General features: G+C 63.2%; 17 protein-coding genes. 16 read left to right on the forward strand and 1 reads right to left on the reverse strand.

Features of this window, described 5'->3' with window-relative positions; all coding sequences use genetic code 11:
• The first annotated feature begins 2 nt into the window (after positions 1-2).
• The 16 genes from murD (at position 3) to QM609_RS09085 (ending at position 17,885) form a co-directional block, all read left to right on the forward strand.
• Positions 3-1,526 (forward strand): UDP-N-acetylmuramoyl-L-alanine--D-glutamate ligase, encoded by a 1,524-nt coding sequence (gene murD / locus QM609_RS09010; protein WP_042452836.1) that lies wholly within the window; start codon positions 3-5, stop codon positions 1,524-1,526.
• Complete coding sequence (ftsW, locus tag QM609_RS09015) at positions 1,523-3,001, forward strand: putative lipid II flippase FtsW (protein WP_050655310.1); 1,479 nt, start codon at positions 1,523-1,525, stop codon at positions 2,999-3,001. The genes murD and ftsW overlap by 4 nt, the downstream gene beginning before the upstream one ends.
• On the forward strand, positions 2,998-4,167 hold the full coding sequence (murG, locus tag QM609_RS09020; RefSeq protein WP_050655311.1) for an undecaprenyldiphospho-muramoylpentapeptide beta-N-acetylglucosaminyltransferase: 1,170 nt from the start codon (positions 2,998-3,000) through the stop codon (positions 4,165-4,167). The genes ftsW and murG overlap by 4 nt, the downstream gene beginning before the upstream one ends.
• Complete coding sequence (gene murC / locus QM609_RS09025) at positions 4,164-5,672, forward strand: UDP-N-acetylmuramate--L-alanine ligase (RefSeq protein ID WP_030537033.1); 1,509 nt, start codon at positions 4,164-4,166, stop codon at positions 5,670-5,672. Before murG ends, murC begins: the two co-directional genes overlap by 4 nt.
• 164 nt (positions 5,673-5,836) lie before the next feature.
• Positions 5,837-6,475, forward strand: a complete 639-nt coding sequence (locus QM609_RS09030; protein WP_007733212.1) for a cell division protein FtsQ/DivIB — start codon at positions 5,837-5,839, stop codon at positions 6,473-6,475.
• 239 nt (positions 6,476-6,714) lie between these two features.
• The gene (ftsZ, locus tag QM609_RS09035) at positions 6,715-7,902 is read left to right on the forward strand and encodes a cell division protein FtsZ (protein ID WP_003941788.1); all 1,188 of its coding nucleotides are present in this window, start codon (positions 6,715-6,717) and stop codon (positions 7,900-7,902) included.
• 108 nt (positions 7,903-8,010) lie between these two features.
• On the forward strand, positions 8,011-8,778 hold the full coding sequence (gene pgeF / locus QM609_RS09040; protein WP_007733207.1) for a peptidoglycan editing factor PgeF: 768 nt from the start codon (positions 8,011-8,013) through the stop codon (positions 8,776-8,778).
• 6 nt (positions 8,779-8,784) lie between these two features.
• Positions 8,785-9,534, forward strand: coding sequence for a YggS family pyridoxal phosphate-dependent enzyme (locus tag QM609_RS09045; RefSeq protein ID WP_030537030.1), 750 nt, complete (start codon positions 8,785-8,787; stop codon positions 9,532-9,534).
• An 85-nt stretch (positions 9,535-9,619) separates the two neighbouring features.
• Entirely contained in the window at positions 9,620-10,270 is a 651-nt protein-coding gene (locus tag QM609_RS09050; protein WP_003941752.1) for a cell division protein SepF, read from the forward strand.
• 189 nt (positions 10,271-10,459) lie between these two features.
• Positions 10,460-10,738 (forward strand): YggT family protein, encoded by a 279-nt coding sequence (locus QM609_RS09055; protein ID WP_003941780.1) that lies wholly within the window; start codon positions 10,460-10,462, stop codon positions 10,736-10,738.
• A 126-nt stretch (positions 10,739-10,864) separates the two neighbouring features.
• On the forward strand, positions 10,865-11,692 hold the full coding sequence (gene wag31, locus QM609_RS09060; RefSeq protein ID WP_003941722.1) for a DivIVA-like cell division protein Wag31: 828 nt from the start codon (positions 10,865-10,867) through the stop codon (positions 11,690-11,692).
• 49 nt (positions 11,693-11,741) lie between these two features.
• Complete coding sequence (locus QM609_RS09065) at positions 11,742-12,056, forward strand: hypothetical protein (RefSeq protein WP_007733197.1); 315 nt, start codon at positions 11,742-11,744, stop codon at positions 12,054-12,056.
• Positions 12,057-12,337: 281 nt separating this feature from the next.
• The gene (gene ileS / locus QM609_RS09070) at positions 12,338-15,451 is read left to right on the forward strand and encodes an isoleucine--tRNA ligase (protein ID WP_050655356.1); all 3,114 of its coding nucleotides are present in this window, start codon (positions 12,338-12,340) and stop codon (positions 15,449-15,451) included.
• Between the two features lie 68 nt (positions 15,452-15,519).
• A complete protein-coding gene (locus QM609_RS09075) occupies positions 15,520-15,858 on the forward strand; it encodes a TfoX/Sxy family protein (protein WP_003941748.1) in 339 nt (112 codons plus the stop codon).
• 36 nt (positions 15,859-15,894) lie between these two features.
• Positions 15,895-17,259, forward strand: a complete 1,365-nt coding sequence (locus tag QM609_RS09080; protein WP_050655313.1) for a DNA polymerase IV — start codon at positions 15,895-15,897, stop codon at positions 17,257-17,259.
• A gap of 116 nt (positions 17,260-17,375) precedes the next feature.
• A complete protein-coding gene (locus QM609_RS09085) occupies positions 17,376-17,885 on the forward strand; it encodes a WKL family lipoprotein (protein ID WP_050655357.1) in 510 nt (169 codons plus the stop codon).
• Positions 17,886-17,968: 83 nt separating this feature from the next.
• Here the strand turns inward: QM609_RS09085 and gad are convergent, their stop codons facing one another.
• A complete protein-coding gene (gene gad, locus QM609_RS09090) occupies positions 17,969-19,360 on the reverse strand; it encodes a glutamate decarboxylase (RefSeq protein WP_003941675.1) in 1,392 nt (463 codons plus the stop codon).
• Positions 19,361-19,459: the final 99 nt, after the last annotated feature.

A 19,459-nucleotide genomic window follows, 5' to 3' on the forward strand; every position in this document is an offset into this window, starting at 1 on the left:
CCATGACCAGCTCAGCGGATTCCGAGAACGACCTGTCCTGGCTCCGCGGTACGCGAGTGCTGGTCGCCGGTGGGCGGGTGTCCGGTCAAGCGACCATCGAACCTCTCGTCGCCCTCGGTGCTGTCGTGACGGTTGCCGATTCGACCTTGGACTTCGCGGAGCGCTGCGCGGAGCTCGGCGCGGGCATGGTGACCACCACCTCGATCGAGGATGCTCCGGATTCGATCACCGAGTACGGGCTCGTAGTCACCAGTCCCGGCTTTCGGCCGGATGCACCGATCCTTGCAGCCGCCGCCGGTCACGGGATTCCCATCTGGGGAGACGTCGAGTTCTCCTGGCGCGTCGACCACAGCGGGCACTTCGGCACACCCCGTAAATGGCTCGTCGTGACGGGGACGAACGGAAAGACCACGACGACGTCGATGCTGGCCTCGATTCTCGACGCCGCCGGAGTTGTCGGCCGAGCCTGCGGAAACATCGGGCTGCCGATACTCGACGCACTCGCCGAGACGTCGCCGCGCGTGGAGTACCTCGCTGTCGAACTGTCGTCCTTCCAATTGCACTGGGCGCCTTCGGTGCGTCCGGATGCCGGCGTGGTCCTCAACGTCGCCGAGGATCACCTCGACTGGCACGGCGGAATGAGCGCGTACGCCGAGGCCAAGTCGCGGGCGCTGAGCGGAAAGGTCGCGGTGGTCGGCCTCGATGACGCGATCGCTTCCGAACTGGGAACTCGCGCAACTGCAGACATTGTCACCGGGTTCAGATTGGGTGAACCGGGCGAAGGAGAACTGGGTGTCGAAGCGGGACACCTCGTGGACAACGCATTCGGCGATCACGTCCGCTTGGCCGAAGCAGCGTCGATAGATCCCGCCGGCCCGGCAGGCGTCATGGACGCGCTGGCCGCCGCCGCCTTGGCGCGGGCACTCGGATTCGAGGCAGATGTAATCGAAAGCGGTCTGGCCGCACACAAGGTCGGCCCACACCGAGGGGCGCTGGTCGGCCGTGTCGGGTCCGTTGTGTACATCGATGATTCCAAGGCCACCAATCCGCACGCAGCCAGGCCGTCGTTACTCGCGCACGATCGCGTCGTCTGGGTTGCAGGCGGTCTGCTCAAGGGAGCCAGCGTCGACCAATTGGTGAGCGAAGTCGGCCCTCGACTCTCCGGCGCTGTCCTCCTCGGGCGTGACGCTGGTGTGATCGAGGACGCGCTCGCGCGACACGCGCCCGATGTTCCCGTGGTGCACGTGATGTCGGGGGACGATGCAGTGGTGAGCGAAAACAGCAGCAACTCGACTCTCACCATCCGGCTGCCGTCGGGTGCCGACGCGGATGCCGTCATGGCCGCAGTGGTAGTCGAAGCTGCCGAGTTGGCGTCCCCCGGTGATGCAGTTGTACTCGCACCGGCCGCCGCGTCCTTGGACATGTTCGCCAGCTACGGACATCGTGGTGACAGCTTCGCCGCCGCCGTAGCCGCATTACCCGATCCGTTCACGGATTCGCCTGGCCAAGCCGGGAACTTGCGATGACCAAGGGTCCCAAGACCCGAATCGGTGCCTGGTTGGCGCGGCCGTTGGCGTCGTTCCACCTGGTGGTGACGATTGCCACGATGTTGACTGTCTTGGGGCTCGTGATGGTTCTGTCGGCGTCGAGCGTCGAGCAGTACGTGTCCGGTGGCTCGGCATATTCGTTGTTCACCCAGCAGCTGATTTTCGCGATTCTCGGGGCGGTGCTCTTCTACGTCGCGCTGCGGATCCCGGCGAGAGTGCTCCGGCAGTATTCGTTTCCGCTGTTCGTCGTCGTGCTGATCATGCTGGTACTCGTCCTGATTCCGGGAATCGGCACAGAAGCGCAGGGCGCGCGTCGCTGGTTCAACGTCGGCGGGTTCTCGGTGCAGCCCTCGGAAATCATGAAGGTCGCGTTGGCGATCTGGGGGGCCCATCTGTTGGCTTCGCGGCGGCCGGACGACCGATCCGTGAAGTCGATCCTGATTCCGCTCGTGCCCGCAGCAATGCTGGTCTTCGCGCTGGTCGTCGCGCAACCGAACCTCAGTACGACCATCGCATTGGGAATCATCGTCGGGGCTCTGCTGTGGTTCGGTGGGCTGCCACTGAAGCTCTTCGGCTCGATCGCGGTGACGGGCGTCGTCGTGGCGGGCGTGCTGGCCATGACAGCCGGTTATCGTTCCGATCGAGTTCAAGCCTTCTTCAACAAGAGCGACGACCTGCAGGGCAACAACTATCAGGCCAAGCAGGCTTTGTATTCGCTCGCCGACGGGGGCGTTTTCGGACGCGGACTCGGTCAGAGCGTCGCCAAGTGGAACTACCTACCCAACGCGCACAACGACTTCATCTTCGCGATCATCGGCGAAGAGTTGGGATTTGTCGGCTGCGCAGTGGTGATCGGTTTGTTCGCTGTATTCGTCTACACGGGATTGCGGATCGCAGCCCGCAGTATCGATCCGTTCTGGCGGCTCCTGTCGGCCACTGCAACTACCTGGATCGTCGGCCAGGCAATGATCAACATCGGTTACGTCATCGGACTGCTGCCTGTGACCGGTCTCCAGTTGCCCTTGGTCTCCGCCGGCGGTTCGTCCTTGGCGATCACGTTGTTCATGTTCGGTGTCATCGCCAATGCAGCGCGCCACGAGCCCGAAGCAGTTGCCGCTCTGAACTCCGGGCAGGACGGCAAGATCTCGAAGTTGCTCAGACTGCCGAAGCCCGTGCTGTACCACCCGCCGTCAGGGGGCCGGCCGATCCGTCGACCGAAGCCCGCACGGCAGATCGATCCGGCACGCGGACGCGACGGCCGACGCGCGATCGAGCCGGGCGATCGACGCAAGCGGGCAGATCAAGGCGCTCGCCCTTCCTCGGATTCCAACCGAGGTGCGGCCGCTGGGTCACGGAAGCGCACCGCGGGAGGGCAGAATGGTCAGCGTCGGCAGGCGCCGACACGTAGGGCACAAGATCCACGAGAAGTTCGAGAGCGAGGAATTCGTAGGTGAGCGGCAACAAATCGGCTCTGTCGGTAGTGGTGGCAGGGGGAGGCACGGCTGGTCACATCGAACCCGCACTTGCTGTCGCGGACGCAGTCAAGGCCGCTGCGCCCGACACCAGAATCACTGCGCTCGGGACGGCGCGTGGTCTCGAAACCACCTTGGTGCCGGCTCGCGGGTACACGCTCGAGCTCATTCCGCCGGTTCCGCTTCCTCGTAAGCCCACGATGGATCTCGTCAAACTGCCGACACGCATCCTCGCCTCGGTGCGCAAGACCCGCGAGGTACTCGATTCCGTCGACGCCGACGTGATCGTCGGTTTCGGTGGTTACGTCGCGCTTCCGGCGTATCTTGCCGCACGTGGTGGTGTTCTTCGGCGCCGGCGCAAGATTCCGATCGTCATCCACGAGGCGAACGCCAGTGCCGGTATCGCGAACAAGATCGGTGCTCGCCTGGCGACGCGGGTGCTTGCCGCTGTTCCGGGTTCCGGAGTGAAGAACCGCGGCGATCAGGACGCCGAGATCGTTGGCATCCCGGTTCGCGCGTCGATCGCCAATTTCGATCGAGCGGGACTCCGCTCGCAAGCTCGCGAGTACTTCGGACTGCCTCAGGACGGTCCCGTTCTGCTCGTCTTCGGCGGATCGCAAGGCGCGAAGTCGCTCAACGACGCGGTGTCCGGAGCAGCGGAAGAACTGGCGAAGGCCGGGATCTCGGTCCTTCACGCACACGGACCCAAGAACTCTCTCGAAGTCACGCAGTACTCGGAGACGGCACCGTATGTGGCTGTTCCCTATCTTTCGCGGATGGATCTCGCGTATGCCGCAGCCGACGCGACTATCTGTCGTTCGGGCGCGATGACGGTCGCCGAGGTCTCGGCGGTCGGGCTTCCGGCCGTCTACGTTCCGTTGCCGCACGGCAATGGTGAGCAGGAACTCAACGCGAAACCCGTTGTCGCAGCGGGCGGCGCGATCATCGTCTCCGACAACGAGCTCACGCCGCCGTTCGTCGCCGGTACCGTCGTCCCGATGCTGAGCGACAGCGCGCGCCTCGACAAGATGAGCAGTGGTGCTGCCAACGTCGGGCACCGCACCGCGGCAACCGAGATCGCACGGATCGTGCTCGACATCGCGGCAAAGGAAAACGCCGTCCAGGAAAACGCAAGGGGAAACCGATGACCGCGCTGCCCGCCCACCTCGAGCGAGTACACATGGTCGGAATCGGCGGTGCCGGTATGTCCGGCATCGCGCGAATCCTGCTTTCCCGCGGGGGTCTTGTCTCGGGTTCGGACGCCAAGGAGAGCCGAGGAGTCCTGGCGCTTCGTGCACGCGGGGCGCAGGTCCGGATCGGCCACGACGCCGATGCTCTCGACCTGCTGCCGGGTGGTCCGACCGTCGTCGTGACGACGCACGCGGCTATCCCGAAGGACAACCCGGAACTCGTCGAGGCCGCTCGCCGCGGAATCCCGGTGATTCTTCGGCCGGCTGTCCTTGCATCTCTGATGCAGGGCAATCGCACGTTCCTGGTTTCGGGTACACACGGCAAGACGTCGACGACCTCGATGCTCGTGGTCGCCCTGCAGCACTGTGGTTTCGACCCTTCGTTTGCCGTTGGCGGCGAACTCAACGAAGCGGGAACGAATGCCCATCACGGCAGCGGTGACGTCTTTGTCGCCGAGGCGGACGAGAGTGACGGGTCGCTGCTGCAGTACGACCCCAACGTGATCGTCGTGACCAACATCGAGGCCGATCACCTCGACTATTTCGGCAGCGTCGAAGCGTATGTGAAGGTGTTCGACGATTTTGTCGACAAGTTGCGTCCGGGTGGGCTCTTGATTGCTTGCCTCGACGACCCGGGATCGGCGGATCTCGCGAAGCGAATCGTGGCCTCGGGCCGTTCGGACATCCGGGTACTCGGTTACGGATCGGCAGACGCGCAGGAAGTGGAGGCGGGCACCGCCTTCGAGCCTGTCGACGGTGTCGAGGTCGGAGTCCGACTACTGGGCTTCCATGCGCACGACGTCGGGGGAGTCCTGCAGTTCCACCTGGCGGGCGAGAGCGCCGCGCGAACCGTGCGGATGGCAGTGCCGGGTCGTCACATGGCGCTCAACGCACTTGCGGCTCTACTGGCTGCCCGTGACGCCGGCGCCGAGACGGAGGAGATCGTCGAGGGGCTCGCCGGATTCGGTGGCGTACACCGCCGGTTCCAGTTCACCGGCCGCGAGCGTGGTGTCCGGGTGTTCGACGACTACGCCCACCATCCGACCGAAGTTCGTGCGGTTCTCGGCGCGGCGGCGGATCTGGTTCGACCGGAGGACGATTCGTCGTCGACCAATTCGGCAGCCGGACGCGTGATCGTGGTCTTCCAACCTCATCTCTATTCACGCACCGCCGCGTTTGCCGAGGAGTTCGCGCAGGCGCTGGACTTGGCCGACGAGGTTGTCGTTCTCGATGTCTACGGCGCTCGCGAAGAGCCGATGCCGGGCGTCAGTGGTGCGCTGGTCGCTCAGTCGGTCACGAAACCTGTTCACTATCAACCGGATCTGTCACAGGCGCCGAAGCAGGTGGCGGCGTTGGCTCACCCCGGCGACATCGTCATCACGATGGGTGCCGGTGACGTGACCATGCTCGGCAAACAGATCCTCGATGCTTTGCGTTCGGCGCCGCATCCCGCGCCGCGATGACACCCGACGCACGAAGTCGGCGCGGGCGTCGAGATCCTCGAGCCAGACAAGCCACCAGTACGCGTCGGCGCAGTACTCGCACCGAATCGCGATACTCGACGCGGTCGACGGAGCCGGCTCCCGAACCCACACCGACTCGTAAGTGGTTCAAGCGACCGCTGATCGTGGCACCGCTGGCAATCGTGCTGGTGGTGGGAATTGCGTTGACGGCTTGGTTGTCTCCGGTGCTCTCGGTCCGGGGCACCGAAGTTCTCGGTGCGACGACCGTCAGTGAGGAACAGATCCTTTCGCTCCTGGCCGTACCGACCGGTCAGCCGTTGATGCGGGTAGACACCGGCGCCGCCGCCGCACGTGTGGCGACGATTCCGAAGGTGGCCTCGGCTCGTGTGCAGCGGATGTATCCGTCGACTATCCGCGTCACCGTCACCGAACGGGTACCGGTCGTCTTCGTCGACTCACCTGAGGGTGCACACCTGCTGGACGAGAAGGGCGTCGACTTCGAGATGGGCGTCCCGCCGCCCGGGGTTCCGCGTCTGGTGACACCGACGCCCGGGTGGAACGACGAGCCGACGCTTGCCGCGCTCGAGGTGTTGTCGGTGTTGCCGCCGGATCTGAGATTTCAAGTGGGAGAGGTTGCCGCTCGGTCGATTTCGAGTGTCACGCTGACTCTGCTCGACGGTCGCGTCGTAAACTGGGGCGGTGTCGAGCACTCGGATCGTAAGGCTGCTGTGACGCTTCCGCTGTTGACCCAACCGGGGCAGACGTACGACGTGTCCAGTCCTGATCTGCCGACGGTGCGATAGCGCCCGGTGCAGCCGTGCGTCAGTGCGCAGCAAATACTTCGGTGTGTCTCGGCGCGCCTAATGGCGGAACGCGACGACGGTGCATAGCGTTTCGTTTCAGATCGAATACTTGACATAACTCTAACCCTGTGGTTGAGGTTTAGGGTTGTTCTCGAAGAGCATGAAGCTACAAAAACAGCAGTAACAAAGACAGCAGCACTGACAAGCAGCGTGAAACACGACACGGAAGGCGAGAGCCGATGACGCCCCCGCACAACTACCTCGCCGTAATCAAGGTCGTCGGCATCGGCGGCGGCGGCGTGAACGCAGTCAACCGCATGATCGAACAGGGACTCAAGGGAGTCGAGTTCATCGCGGTCAACACGGACGCGCAAGCCCTTCTGATGAGTGACGCCGACGTCAAGCTCGACGTCGGTCGTGAATTGACCCGTGGCCTCGGCGCCGGTGCCGACCCGGAAGTGGGTCGCAAGGCAGCCGAAGATCACAAGGACGAGATCGAAGAGGTCATCAAGGGCGCCGACATGGTGTTCGTGACCGCAGGCGAGGGTGGTGGCACCGGAACCGGTGGTGCCCCTGTCGTGGCAAGCATCGCCCGGAAGCTGGGCGCACTCACCGTCGGTGTCGTGACGCGACCGTTCTCTTTCGAGGGCAAGCGTCGTGGGGGACAGGCGGATACCGGAATCCAGGCGCTCCGCGAGTCCTGCGACACGCTGATCGTCATTCCCAACGATCGCCTGCTCCAGCTCGGTGACGCGGCCGTCAGCCTGATGGACGCGTTCCGCAGCGCGGACGAGGTTCTCCTCAACGGCGTCCAGGGCATCACCGACCTCATCACCACTCCGGGTCTGATCAACGTCGACTTCGCGGACGTCAAGGGTGTCATGTCCGGTGCCGGTAGTGCGTTGATGGGAATCGGTTCCTCGCGGGGTGAGGGACGCGCGATCAAGGCGGCGGAATCCGCGATCAATTCCCCGCTCCTCGAAGCTTCGATGGAAGGCGCCCGCGGCGTGCTCCTGTCGATCGCCGGCGGTAGCGATCTGGGTCTGTTCGAGATCAACGAGGCGGCTTCGCTGGTGCAGGAAGCTGCCCACATCGACGCCAACATCATCTTCGGAACGGTCATCGACGATTCACTCGGTGACGAGGTTCGTGTGACGGTCATCGCTGCGGGATTCGACGGAGGAGCTCCGGCTCGTCGTCCCGTGGAGTCGACCGCGCAGGGACGTGGAGCTATCGGCGCCGGGCGCGCGGGTGAGGTCGGCCGGTCACCGGTGGCCGCCGAACCTGCTGGCGAGCAGCCGATTTCCGCAGCGCGCGAGACCACCGGTTCGGGCAGCTTGCCTCCGATCGGTGGCCCCCGCCATGCGCCGGTCCAGGAAGACGAGGGCGACGACGACGTCGACGTGCCGGTCTTCATGCGTCGCTGACGTAGGGCTACAAACAGTTTCGAGAACAGGGTGCCCGGAATTTCTGGGTACCCTGTTCTTGACTGGATGTCCGGTCACGTCTGAGCCGGACGACAACTTTCGACGTTTGTGAGCACACTTATCTTGAGTACCGAGAAGTCGACCACCCGCACCCGCATTCGCCGCGTCGTGACCAGCCGAGCCGGTGGTGTTTCCGCGTCACCGTACGAGTCGTTCAATCTGGGCGATCACGTCGGAGACGATCCGGCAGCCGTCGATGCGAATCGCCGACGTCTGGCACGCGAAATAGGCGTCGAGCCTGACCATCTCGTGTGGATGGAACAAATCCATTCGCGCAACGTCACTGTCGTGACGGAACCGACCGACGAAGTGATTCCGGTGACGGATGCTCTGGTCACCACTGTTCCCGGCCTGGCGCTCGCCACCCTCAGTGCAGATTGTGTTCCCGTTCTGCTCTCCGACGAGGAGGCCGGTGTGATCGCGGCCGTTCATGCCGGACGGATCGGTGCCCGCATCGGTATCGTCCCGCGCGTCCTCGCGGAGATGGTGCGTCAGGGCGCGGACGTTTCGCGTATCGGCGCCTTCCTCGGTCCGGCTGCGAGCGGACGCCAGTACGAGGTTCCCGCTGCGATGCGCGCGGACGTGGAAAAGCACTTGCCGGGCAGCGCAACTCGCACCGAGAAGGGCACGCCGGGGCTCGATCTGCGTGCGGGACTGCGTAAGCAGTTGCTCGCCGCGGGTGTGTCCGGTGTCGCCGAGGACCCGCGGTGCACGATCGAGGATCGCGCGTTGTTCAGTCATCGCCGAGAATCTCTGACCGGGCGTCAAGCTGCAGTGATCTGGATGGAAGCGCCCGCAGCGCAGGAAACCGTCTAGGCAGAAATGCGCGAGACGGAAATGCGGCTGACAGAAATATCGACGGCACTCGACTCGGTGAGGGCGCGATTGGCGGCCGCCTGCCTTGCCGCCGGTCGCGAGGTTTCCGACGTAGCACTGCTGCCGGTGACCAAATTCTTTCCGGCGTCCGACGCTCGAATCCTGTACGAGCTGGGGTGCCGTGAATTCGGTGAGTCTCGTGAGCAGGAAGCAGTGGAGAAGGTCGCGGACTTCGACGGCGCTGCACAGACGGGCGCGATCGATGATCCGGTTCGCTGGCACATGATCGGACAGTTGCAGCGCAACAAAGCTCGGTCGGTAGCGAAGTGGGCCTATGCAATTCACTCGGTGGACAGTGCGCGACTGGCCGATGCACTCGATCGGGCTGCGCTGAGTGCTTTGTCGGACGGTGAGCGCACGGAGCCGCTCCGGGCGCTCATCCAGGTAAGTCTCGACGGAGACCCCGCGCGTGGCGGAGTTCCGACGGGCGAGCTAACGCCTCTCGCCGAGCGGATCGAATCAGCCGAAGGTCTCGAATTCGCGGGACTGATGGCCGTCCCGCCGCTTGGATCAGATCCGGACGAGCAGTTCGAAATCCTCCGCAGGGCACATCTTTTGATCCTCGAATCGCATCCCCGGGCAACCGAACTCTCGGCCGGTATGACCGGCGATCTGGAGGCTGCAGTGCGCCACGGATCAACCTGCGTGCGTGTCGGAACCGCACTGCTCGGCTCACGACCAGTAATCTCGAGGTGATCGCTCAGGTGATCGCCCAACCCGTCCACACCGCTGCGACCGGTCGCAGTCGGATTGATTCCGCCGCGCCAAGGAAGGTCGATCAATGAGCAACCTGCATAAGTTCAAGGCTTACTTCGGCATGGTTCCCCTCGATGACTACGAGGACGAATACGTGGAGGAGCCCGATCAGGCTCGCCGCGCACCCCGTCGTAGTCACGACGGCTATGCCGAGCGCGACGACCGCGAGTTCGTCGAACCTGCCTTCTCGAAGGCGAGCTATGCGCCCAGTCGTCGTGACGAAGAGGACGCGGAGTTCGATCGCTACGACTCCCGGCCCCGCGTCGACACCGTTCCCAGCCGCAGCAGCCGCCCGGCGATGGCGCCGCGCCCGGCAAGCCGTGGCAACCTCGCGGTCGACGCGCGCGCAGAGCGACCCGAAGCGCGACGTGCGCCGGTTGTCGACGACGGCGGCCCGCTCGCCAAGATCACGACACTGCGTCCGCAGAGCTACGCAGAGGCCCGCACCATCGGTGAGCGGTTCCGGGACGGCACTCCCGTCATCATGGATCTGGTCGACATGAGCAACGCCGACGCGAAGCGTCTGGTCGATTTCGCGGCCGGCCTGGCATTCGCATTGCGTGGTTCTTTCGACAAGGTAGCCACCAAAGTGTTTCTTCTCTCACCGGCCGACATCGACGTTTCCGCCGAGGAGCGCCGTCGGATCGCCGAGACGGGTTTCTACAGCCAGAAATGATGGTCTCGACCGCAGTCCGGCCCCTGAGCAGGGGTGACGTGAGCACATTCGAACGGCGGCCCGCCTCGGCGGACGTCGCATTCGGACCCATCGCCGGCCGTTACAAGACGGACTCGATGCGGACCGGTTCCGGAATTGCTGCGGTGTGTCTGTTTTGGACACACCGCAGAAGTCAGGCAGAGTGAGGGTGTGGACGCGCTTCTCTCTGTGATCTATCTGGTGCTGGTTGTCTTCTGGCTGTTGCTGATCGGCAGAGTGATCGTCGAGTTCGTTCGTTCGTTTGCCAGAGATTGGCGACCGACCGGATTGGTCGCAGTCATTCTCGAAACCATTTTTACGATCACCGATCCTCCGGTGAAACTGCTCCGCAGGTTGATCCCCCCGATCAACCTCGGTGGAGTTCGCTTGGATCTATCCATCATGGTCTTGCTTTTCATCGTCATCATCCTGATGTCGGTTGTTCGCTGAGCGCAGTCCGAGTGAGTGGTGTGCCAGAATGGATGCCATAACTCATCCAGTGGTTCGCCACTACGTAGACTGTGTTGCAACTGAATGCTTGCTAGACCGCCAAATGACGCGTGAAGGGATCCTTCCATGCCGCAACTGACTCCAGCTGACGTGCACAACGTTGCGTTCAGCAAGCCGCCTATCGGCAAGCGTGGCTACAACGAGGATGAGGTCGACGCATTCCTCGACCTCGTCGAGCAGGCGCTGTCGCAGCTCATCGAAGAGAATGCGGACCTGCGCCAGCGCGTAGGTGAGCTGGATCAGGAGCTCGCGGCTGCCAAGAAGTCGCCGGCACCTGCTCAGCAGGCAGCACCCGTCGCAGCGCAGCCCAAGCCGGAGCCCGCTCGGGTCGTCGAACCGCCCAAGCCTGCACCTGTTGCAGCGCCGGTTCCCGCCGCTGCTGCCGTTGCAGCGCCGCAGAGTGGCGACACCCACATGCAGGCCGCGAAGGTCCTCGGACTGGCTCAGGAGATGGCGGATCGCCTCACCAACGATGCCAAGACCGAGTCCGAGCAGCTGCTCGGCAGTGCCCGCACCAACTCCGAGCAGCTCATGAGCGAGGCTCGCAGCAAGGCTGACGGCATGATCGCGGATGCGCGCAACAAGTCGGAGGCGATGCTCACCGACGCTCAGACTCGCTCCGAGACCCAGCTTCGCCAGGCTCAGGAGAAGGCAGACGCTCTCAAGGCGGACGCCGAGAAGAAGCACACCGAAATCATGGCGACCATCAACCAGCAGCGATCGGTCCTCGAGGGCCGTATCGAGCAGCTCAAGACGTTCGAACGCGAGTACCGGGTGCGCCTGAAGTCCTACCTGGAATCGCAGCTCGAAGAGCTCGAACAGCGCGGCTCGGCCGTTCCGGTCGACGGTGGACAGGATTCCTACAGCCCGTCCTTCGCCAAGGGAAACAGCTGACCGAGAGCGCCCCGTCGGCTCAGCTATCGGACCGGACAAAGGTTGATACGTGCTGGTCGTGACGTTGGTTCTCGCGGGAGTTGGTTTCGCTCTCCTGATCGTCGCCCTGACCACAGGGTCGCTGATCTGGGCGTGGGCATGTATCGCGATTTGTGTAGCAGGTGCCGTCCTCCTGCTGGTCAGTGCGCTGACCAGCAGGAAGGCGGTTCCTTCGTTGGATGACCCGGCATCGGGCAGCGGAATGTCGTCGCCTTACGGTCGAGTCGAGAGTTCCTCGAATTCGTCGATCGACGATGCAGCCACCGCCAACGATGACAATCAGAGAAATCATGGCGAGTCGCCGGGTGGCCCCGACAAGTCCTAGGGCGAGTTCCGACAAGGTCCAGGACGAGTATTAGACTGTCCAACACGAATACCAGGCTGTGATCCGGCAATCACCGGGGAGCTTTCGGAAGAACGGTTCTTGTCGCTTCAGGCGCCCAGAACTCAGTAGAACCGAACGGGTGAGCCCGTCACAGCTCGATCGAGTGGCACCTCGGGATCCAAGCGCGGATCTACGGGGTGCAAACGGGGTGGTACCGCGGTGTCGGCGCACAAGCGCCACGTCGTCCCCGTGCCGAGTCCGACTGGCACGAGGAGATCGCCATGGCGAGTAACGGGTATCCCAAAGTCGACTACGGTGTCCCCGCCGACACCGGAGTCAAGTTCCCCGAACTGGAACAGAAAGTCCTGAAACAGTGGGACGACGACGACACCTTCCGTGCGTCGGTTTCCAATCGGGACGGCAGCGAAGAGTTCGTTTTCTACGACGGACCGCCCTTCGCAAACGGCTTGCCGCATTACGGTCACCTGCTGACGGGGTACGTCAAGGACCTGGTGCCGCGCTTCCAGACCATGCGTGGACGCAAGGTCGAGCGACGCTTCGGCTGGGACTGCCACGGACTGCCCGCAGAACTCGAAGCGGAGAAGCAACTCGGCATCAAGGACAAGGCCGAGATCGAAGTCATGGGTCTGGCCAAGTTCAACGAGTACTGCAAGGCCTCGGTGCTCAAGTACACCGACGAGTGGCGCGACTACGTCACCCGCCAGGCACGTTGGGTCGACTTCGACAACGACTACAAGACCCTGGACGTCGACTTCATGGAGTCCGTCATGTGGGCCTTCAAGGAGCTGCACGACAAGGGCCTGATCTATCAGGGCTTCCGCGTGCTGCCCTACAGCTGGTACGAGCAGACTCCGCTGTCCAATCAGGAGACTCGTCTCGACGACGCGTACAAGATGCGTCAGGATCCTGCAGTCACGGTCGACATGCCGCTGGTCGCTCCGGGTTCACCATTGGACGGCGCAAACGCGATCATCTGGACCACGACTCCGTGGACACTGCCGTCCAACTTGGCCACTGCGGTTCATCCCGAGGTCGACTACGTCCAGGTGCTCGGCGAGGACGGAAAGCGGTACGTGCTCGCGGAAGCACGGGTTGCTCATTACGCACGTGAGCTGGGGGAGGACCCCGAGGTCGTTTCCCGTCACAAGGGCGCCGAATTGGTCGGACTGTCGTACACACCGCCGTTCGACTTCTTCCTCGGACATCCGAACGCGCACGTCGTGCTTTCGGCCGACTACGTGACAACCGATTCCGGAACCGGAATCGTCCACCTCGCACCGGCTTTCGGTGAGGAGGATATGGATGTCGCCACGGCCAACGGTATCGAGGTCGTGCAGCCGCTCGATCCGGGTGGAAAGTTCACCTCGATGGTTCCGCCGTACGAGGGCTTGATGGTCTTCGACGCCAACCCGGTCATCATCAAGGACCTCAAGGCCGCTGGAAAGCTGCTGCGGCACGAGACGATCGAGCACTCGTACCCGCACAGTTGGCGCAGTGGGCAGCCGCTCATCTACATGGCGGTTCCCTCGTGGTTCGTCGCGGTCACCAAGTTCCGCGATCGCATGGTCGAGCTGAACAAGGACATCACGTGGGTGCCCGAGCACATCCGTGACGGCCAGTTCGGCAAGTGGCTCGAAGGTGCACGCGACTGGAACATCAGCCGAAACCGCTACTGGGGCAGCCCGATCCCGGTGTGGGTGTCGGACGATCCGCAGTACCCGCGTACGGACGTCTACGGATCGCTCGATCAGTTGGAGGCAGACTTCGGTGTGCGTCCGACCGATCTGCATCGCCCGATGATCGACGACCTGGTCCGCCCGAACCCCGACGACCCGACCGGGAAGTCGATGATGCGCCGCGTTCCCGAGGTGCTCGACTGCTGGTTCGAATCCGGTTCGATGCCGTACGCGCAGGTGCACTACCCATTCGAGAACCGTGAATGGTTCGAGGGCCATTTCCCGGGCGATTTCATCGTCGAGTACAACGGGCAGACTCGCGGCTGGTTCTACACGCTGCACGTGCTGGCCACCGCACTCTTCGATCGTCCGGCGTTCAAAACCGTTGCTGCGCACGGCATCGTGCTCGGCGACGACGGACTCAAGATGAGCAAGTCCAAGGGCAACTACCCGGACGTGAAGGAGGTGTTCAACCGCGACGGCAGCGATGCCATGCGATGGTTCCTGATGTCTTCGCCGATCTTGCGCGGCGGAAACCTCATCGTGACCGAGCAGGGCATCCGCGAAGGTGTGCGTCAGGCATTGCTCCCGCTGTGGAACGCCTGGAGCTTCCTGCAGTTGTACGCGCCGGAATCCGGTGTGTGGCGTACCGATTCGGAGAACATCCTCGATCAGTACATCCTGGCCAAGCTCGCTACCACCCGCGACGTGATCACCGAGGCCCTCGAGGTCAACGACATCGCCGGCGCGTGCGACGAGCTTCGGTTGTTCTGTGACGCACTCACCAACTGGTATGTGCGACGGTCGCGTTCGCGGTTCTGGGACGAGGATCGCGACGCGATCGACACCCTGCACACCGTGCTCGAGGTCGTGACGCGTCTCGCTGCGCCGCTGTTGCCGCTGGTGTCCGAGGTGATCTGGCGCGGGCTGACCGGGGAGCGCTCGGTTCACCTGGCTGATTGGCCCGAGGCGTCGGAGCTCCCCGCGAACCCCGAGCTGGTAGCGGCGATGGACGACGTCCGGACCGTGTGCTCCACGGTGCTGAGCCTGCGCAAGGCGCAGAATCTGCGTGTTCGTCTTCCGCTGCCCGAGGTCACGGTTGCGGCGCCGGATGCCGAGCGTCTGCGTCCGTTCCTCGGACTGATCGCCGACGAGGTCAACGTCAAGAAGGTCGATCTGACCGATGACGTCGACGTGCACGGGCGCTTCGAGATCGCGGTCAACGCGCGTGCTGCAGGACCGCGTCTGGGCAAGTCCGTTCAGACTGTCATCAAGGCGGTCAAGGCGGGCGACTGGACCGAGAACGCGGACGGCGTCGTGGTTGCGGCGGGCATCGAACTGCTGCCCGAGGAGTACACGCAGAAACTGGTTGCGGCCGAGCCGGATTCGACGGCTGCTCTGCCGGACGGTGCGGGACTGGTCGTACTCGATTCCGCTGTGACGGAGGAACTCGAAGCCGAGGGATGGGCCAAGGACCGTATCCGTCAGTTGCAGGATGCGCGCCGTGCCGCCGGTTTGGACGTCTCGGACCGGATCAACGTCGTGCTCGAGGTTCCGCAGGACTGCAAGGAGTGGGCAGAGCGTCATCGCGAATTGATCGCCGGTGAGGTTCTGGCCACCTCCTTCTCGGTGGGTGAAGCGGGAGACGACGCCGTCGATCTCGGTGAGGGTATCCGCGCCGCAATCACGAAGGTCTAGTACCGACGCGACTACTCCGGCTCTCCGATGAATGTCTGTATGTCGGGGTGCCGGAGTAGTTTGCTCTCATGAGTACGAGCAAGGAAACCGTGGCGCGCATTCTCGAGCAGTTGGAACCGCTCGACGTGCGGGCAAGGGCGATGTTCGGCGAGTACGGATTGTATTGCGACGAGAAGATCGTGGGCTTGATCTGCGGAGACGTTCTGTTCGTCAAACCCACCGAGGTCAGTACGGAGTTCGGATCAGAGGCCGATCTGGCTCCGCCGTACCCGGGAGCGAAGGATTATTACCGGGTGACGGAGGAACGGTTGCAGGACCTCGATCACCTGCACGCCTTCATTCAACGGACTGCCGACGTATTGCCCCTGCCGAAGAAGAAGTCGCCGAAGAAGAAGGCGCGGACGTAAATTCTGCACCTACTTTCGAGAGAACCGTAACGCCCTATGAATCAAGGTGATCCCACACGAAGTCGTAGGTGGGTGCTGCATCTCGACATGGATGCGTTTTTCGCTTCCGCCGAGCAGTTGACCCGCCCCACTCTGCGAGGTCGCCCGGTGCTGGTCGGCGGCTTGGGTGGGCGCGGAGTGGTGGCCGGGGCAAGCTACGAAGCCAGAGTTTTCGGTGCGCGTTCGGCAATGCCGATGCACCAAGCACGCCGGATGGTCGGCGCTGGCGCGGTGGTATTGCCACCGCGGATGTCGTTGTATTCGGTTCTGAGTAAACGCACCTTCGACGCGTTGCGCCTTCGTATGCCGATCCTCGAGCAATTGTCGGTGGACGAAGCCTTTGGTGAACCGGTGGAGTTGGCCGGTGTCGGAGCTGACGAGGTCCGCGCGTTTTGCGAGGACCTGCGGGCGTTGATCAAAGCCGAGACCGGGTTGGTCGCTTCGATCGGGGCCGGCGCAGGTAAGCAGGTCGCCAAGATCGCGTCGGGACTGGCAAAGCCCGACGGCGTCGCAGTCATTCCTCCCGGGATGCAGCACGAGTTGCTCGATCCACTGCCGGTGCGGAAGCTCTGGGGGATCGGCCCTGTTGCCGAGGAAAAGCTCAAGCGTCTCGGCATCGAAACCATCGGAGGGTTTGCCCGCACTCCCATAGCGGAGGTGGCGTCGATACTCGGAACCACTGTCGGACCGGGGTTGCATCGGCTCGCACAGGGGATCGACGATCGGCCGGTCGCCGAGCGTGCCGAATCCAAGCAGATCAGCGCGGAATCCACGTTCGCCGCAGACATCGTCACGATGGCGCAACTGCGCGCCGCCGTCGAAAGTAGTGGTCGTGCAGCATTTTCCAGGCTGGAGAAGGACGGAAGAGCTGCTCGCACCGTCGTACTGAAGCTCAAGAAGTCCGATATGAGTATCTTGACTCGATCCGTGACGCTGCCGTTTGCCACCATCGACCGCCAAATCCTCATCGCGACTGCGCAGAAACAGGTCATCGATCCACAGGAATTGGGGCCGATTCGCCTGGTCGGTGTGGGATTCGCCGGTTTGTCCACCGTTCGGCAAGGATCACTTTTTCCCGAGTTGGATCAGGATGTTCCCGGCTATCCGGTCGAGACTCTCACGGGCGCCCTCGATGAGGCTGAACTCGACGTTCCGGTGGCCGCACGCGTGCCTCAGCGCTACTGGCACCCCGGTTTGGACGTGAAGCATCCAGAATACGGACACGGTTGGGTGCAGGGTGCCGGGCACGGAGTGGTGACAGTTCGCTTCGAAACCCGTTCCAGCGGAACGGGAATAGCCAAAACCTTCGCCGAATCGGATGAGGTGCTCGAGGTAGCAGATGCGGTCGACAGCCTTCTCTGAGGATGTCCTTAGACTTTTTCCGCTTACCGTTGGGTAATGTTGTCGACGATCCTCGAGCAAGCACGATGTTCGACTGACGCTCGAATGTGAACACCCGAATGGATAGGACTGAGAAGTTGAAGCTTCAGAAGATGACCGTTGCAGCCGTGGCGATCGCAGCAGCCCTGACGATGACCGCTTGTGGCTCGGATGACAAGACCGACTCGCCCACCACGACGTCGAAGACCACGACGACCACGACGGCCTCGGACTCGACAGATGCGCCGGTCGCGTTGCCGACCGCCCCTGAGCTCAACGCCAAGGTCGCCCAGGCACTCGACGAAACCGTTCCGGCCGCAGACAAGGTCAACCTCGTCCAGGGCGCCGAGGCTGATCCCGAGCTGATCAACCAGGTCGCCGCTGCCGCCAAGGCTGCCGGCGCGCAGGTCGAGATCCTCGACCCGGTCACCGACACGGGCAGCGAGACGGCAGCAGCTTCGCTGAACATCGTCGTCAACGGCCAGCCGCTGCAGCAGGGCCTGCAGGCTTCGTTCGTCTACGAAGACGGCGTCTGGAAGCTCTCGAAGACCACCGCTTGCCAGATCGTCGGCGTTGCAGGTCTGACCTCGCCGGCTTGCGCTGCTTGATCTCTCGGTAACACCTGAAACACCAGAGCGGCCGCCGACTCCCGAAGGGGAGTGGGCGGCCGCTCTTCACGCGGTAAGCGACGTCAGTGATGGAATCCCTCGGTGACGCGCGGCCGCGGCATCGGGCTGTCCAGTTCGTCGAGGAACGCGGTTTCCTCTTCGATGATGCGCAGCAGATTGGCCGCCAGGTCCATGCTCAGTCCGTTACGAACCACGATGCGCTGCACTGTCAGATCCGCGAGATCGTCCGGCATGGGGTAGGCCGGCACCAACCAGCCCTTGCCTCGCAACCGGTCCGAGAGGTCGTACAGCGTCCAGTTGGACGTGTGCCCCTCGGCGAGGCGCCACGCGAAGACCGGGATGTCGGAACCGTCGTTCCACAGTTCGAACGCGTCGAGTTTCCCGATCCCTTCGGCGAGAAATTTCGCCACGTCCTGGGAGGACTGCTGGATTGCGCGATAGCCGTCGTGGCCGAGACGCAGGAACAAGTAGAACTGCAGGATCACCTGAGCGCCGGGGCGCGAGAAGTTCAGTGCGAAGGTCGGCATACTGCCGCCGAGGTAGCTCACCTTGAAGACGAGGTCGTCGGGAAGTAGATCCTGCGATCGCCAGACCACCCATCCGAGGCCGGGATAGACGAGCCCGTACTTGTGCGCCGAGGTGTTGATGGAGTGGACGCGCGGTAGTCGGAAATCCCATTCGAGTTCGGGCTGAAGGAACGGTGCGATCATCGCACCGGAAGCGCCGTCGACGTGGATGGGGACGTCGAGTCCCGTCTTCGCCTGGATCTCATCGAGTGCCTTCGAGATTTCCAGGACCGGCTCGTACATCCCGGTGTAGGTGACGCCCATGATCGCGACGACGCCGATGGTGTTCTCGTCGACGTACTTGTCCAGATCGTGACCGTCGAGGGTGCGGTGTTCCTCGCTGATCGGCACGTAACGCGCTTCGACGTCCCAGTAGTTGCAGAACTTCTCCCAGCACACCTGGACCGCGGAACTCATGATGAGATTTGGCTTTTCGGTCGACTTGCCCGCGGCTTTTCGTGCGTGCTGCCAGCGTCGTTTCATCGCCAGGCCGCCGAGCATGCAGGCTTCGGACGAACCGATCGTCGAGGTGCCGATTGCGTCCTTGGGGGAGGGTGAGTGCCAGAGATCGGCAAGGATGCGCCAGCAATAGGTTTCGATCGCGGCGGTCTGCGGATACTCGTCCTTGTCGATCATGTTCTTGTCGAACGACTCGGCATACAGTTTGGTGGCGTGATCGTCCATCCACGTGCTGACGAACGTCGCGAGATTGAGCCGCGCATTGCCGTCGAGCATCGTTTCGTCGTGGACGATCTGATACGCGGTCTCGGGAAGCATGCCATCGGGTTCGAGTGTGTACTTCGATGCAACCGAATCCTCGCCAGGCCTCGAGAAGATCGGATTGACGGCTACGTAATCGGTGTGATCTGACCTTCTGGGTTCCGGCATGAACTCTGGCTCCTCACATCAGTGTGTCGCGTTGGTCTGTTTCGTACCTACTCTCACCGTTCAGTGTGGACGGGCAGTTGTCAAAGGGTCTGTGGTCCC

Origin of the sequence: Rhodococcus sp. IEGM 1302 (genome assembly GCF_030056935.1) — a bacterium.
GTDB classification, from domain to species: Bacteria; Actinomycetota; Actinomycetes; order Mycobacteriales; family Mycobacteriaceae; genus Rhodococcus_F; species Rhodococcus_F qingshengii.

What these genes read in the sequence shown, in the direction of transcription:
- gad (WP_003941675.1), bottom strand. Translation starts at nt 19,360, where the DNA reads ATGCCGGAACCCAGAAGGTCAGATCACACCGATTACGTAGCCGTCAAT.
- ileS (WP_050655356.1), top strand. Translation starts at nt 12,338, where the DNA reads ATGGCGAGTAACGGGTATCCCAAAGTCGACTACGGTGTCCCCGCCGAC.
- QM609_RS09045 (WP_030537030.1), top strand. Translation starts at nt 8,785, where the DNA reads ATGCGCGAGACGGAAATGCGGCTGACAGAAATATCGACGGCACTCGAC.
- murC (WP_030537033.1), top strand. Translation starts at nt 4,164, where the DNA reads ATGACCGCGCTGCCCGCCCACCTCGAGCGAGTACACATGGTCGGAATC.
- QM609_RS09050 (WP_003941752.1), top strand. Translation starts at nt 9,620, where the DNA reads ATGAGCAACCTGCATAAGTTCAAGGCTTACTTCGGCATGGTTCCCCTC.
- murD (WP_042452836.1), top strand. Translation starts at nt 3, where the DNA reads ATGACCAGCTCAGCGGATTCCGAGAACGACCTGTCCTGGCTCCGCGGT.
- ftsW (WP_050655310.1), top strand. Translation starts at nt 1,523, where the DNA reads ATGACCAAGGGTCCCAAGACCCGAATCGGTGCCTGGTTGGCGCGGCCG.
- ftsZ (WP_003941788.1), top strand. Translation starts at nt 6,715, where the DNA reads ATGACGCCCCCGCACAACTACCTCGCCGTAATCAAGGTCGTCGGCATC.
- QM609_RS09080 (WP_050655313.1), top strand. Translation starts at nt 15,895, where the DNA reads ATGAATCAAGGTGATCCCACACGAAGTCGTAGGTGGGTGCTGCATCTC.
- wag31 (WP_003941722.1), top strand. Translation starts at nt 10,865, where the DNA reads ATGCCGCAACTGACTCCAGCTGACGTGCACAACGTTGCGTTCAGCAAG.
- QM609_RS09075 (WP_003941748.1), top strand. Translation starts at nt 15,520, where the DNA reads ATGAGTACGAGCAAGGAAACCGTGGCGCGCATTCTCGAGCAGTTGGAA.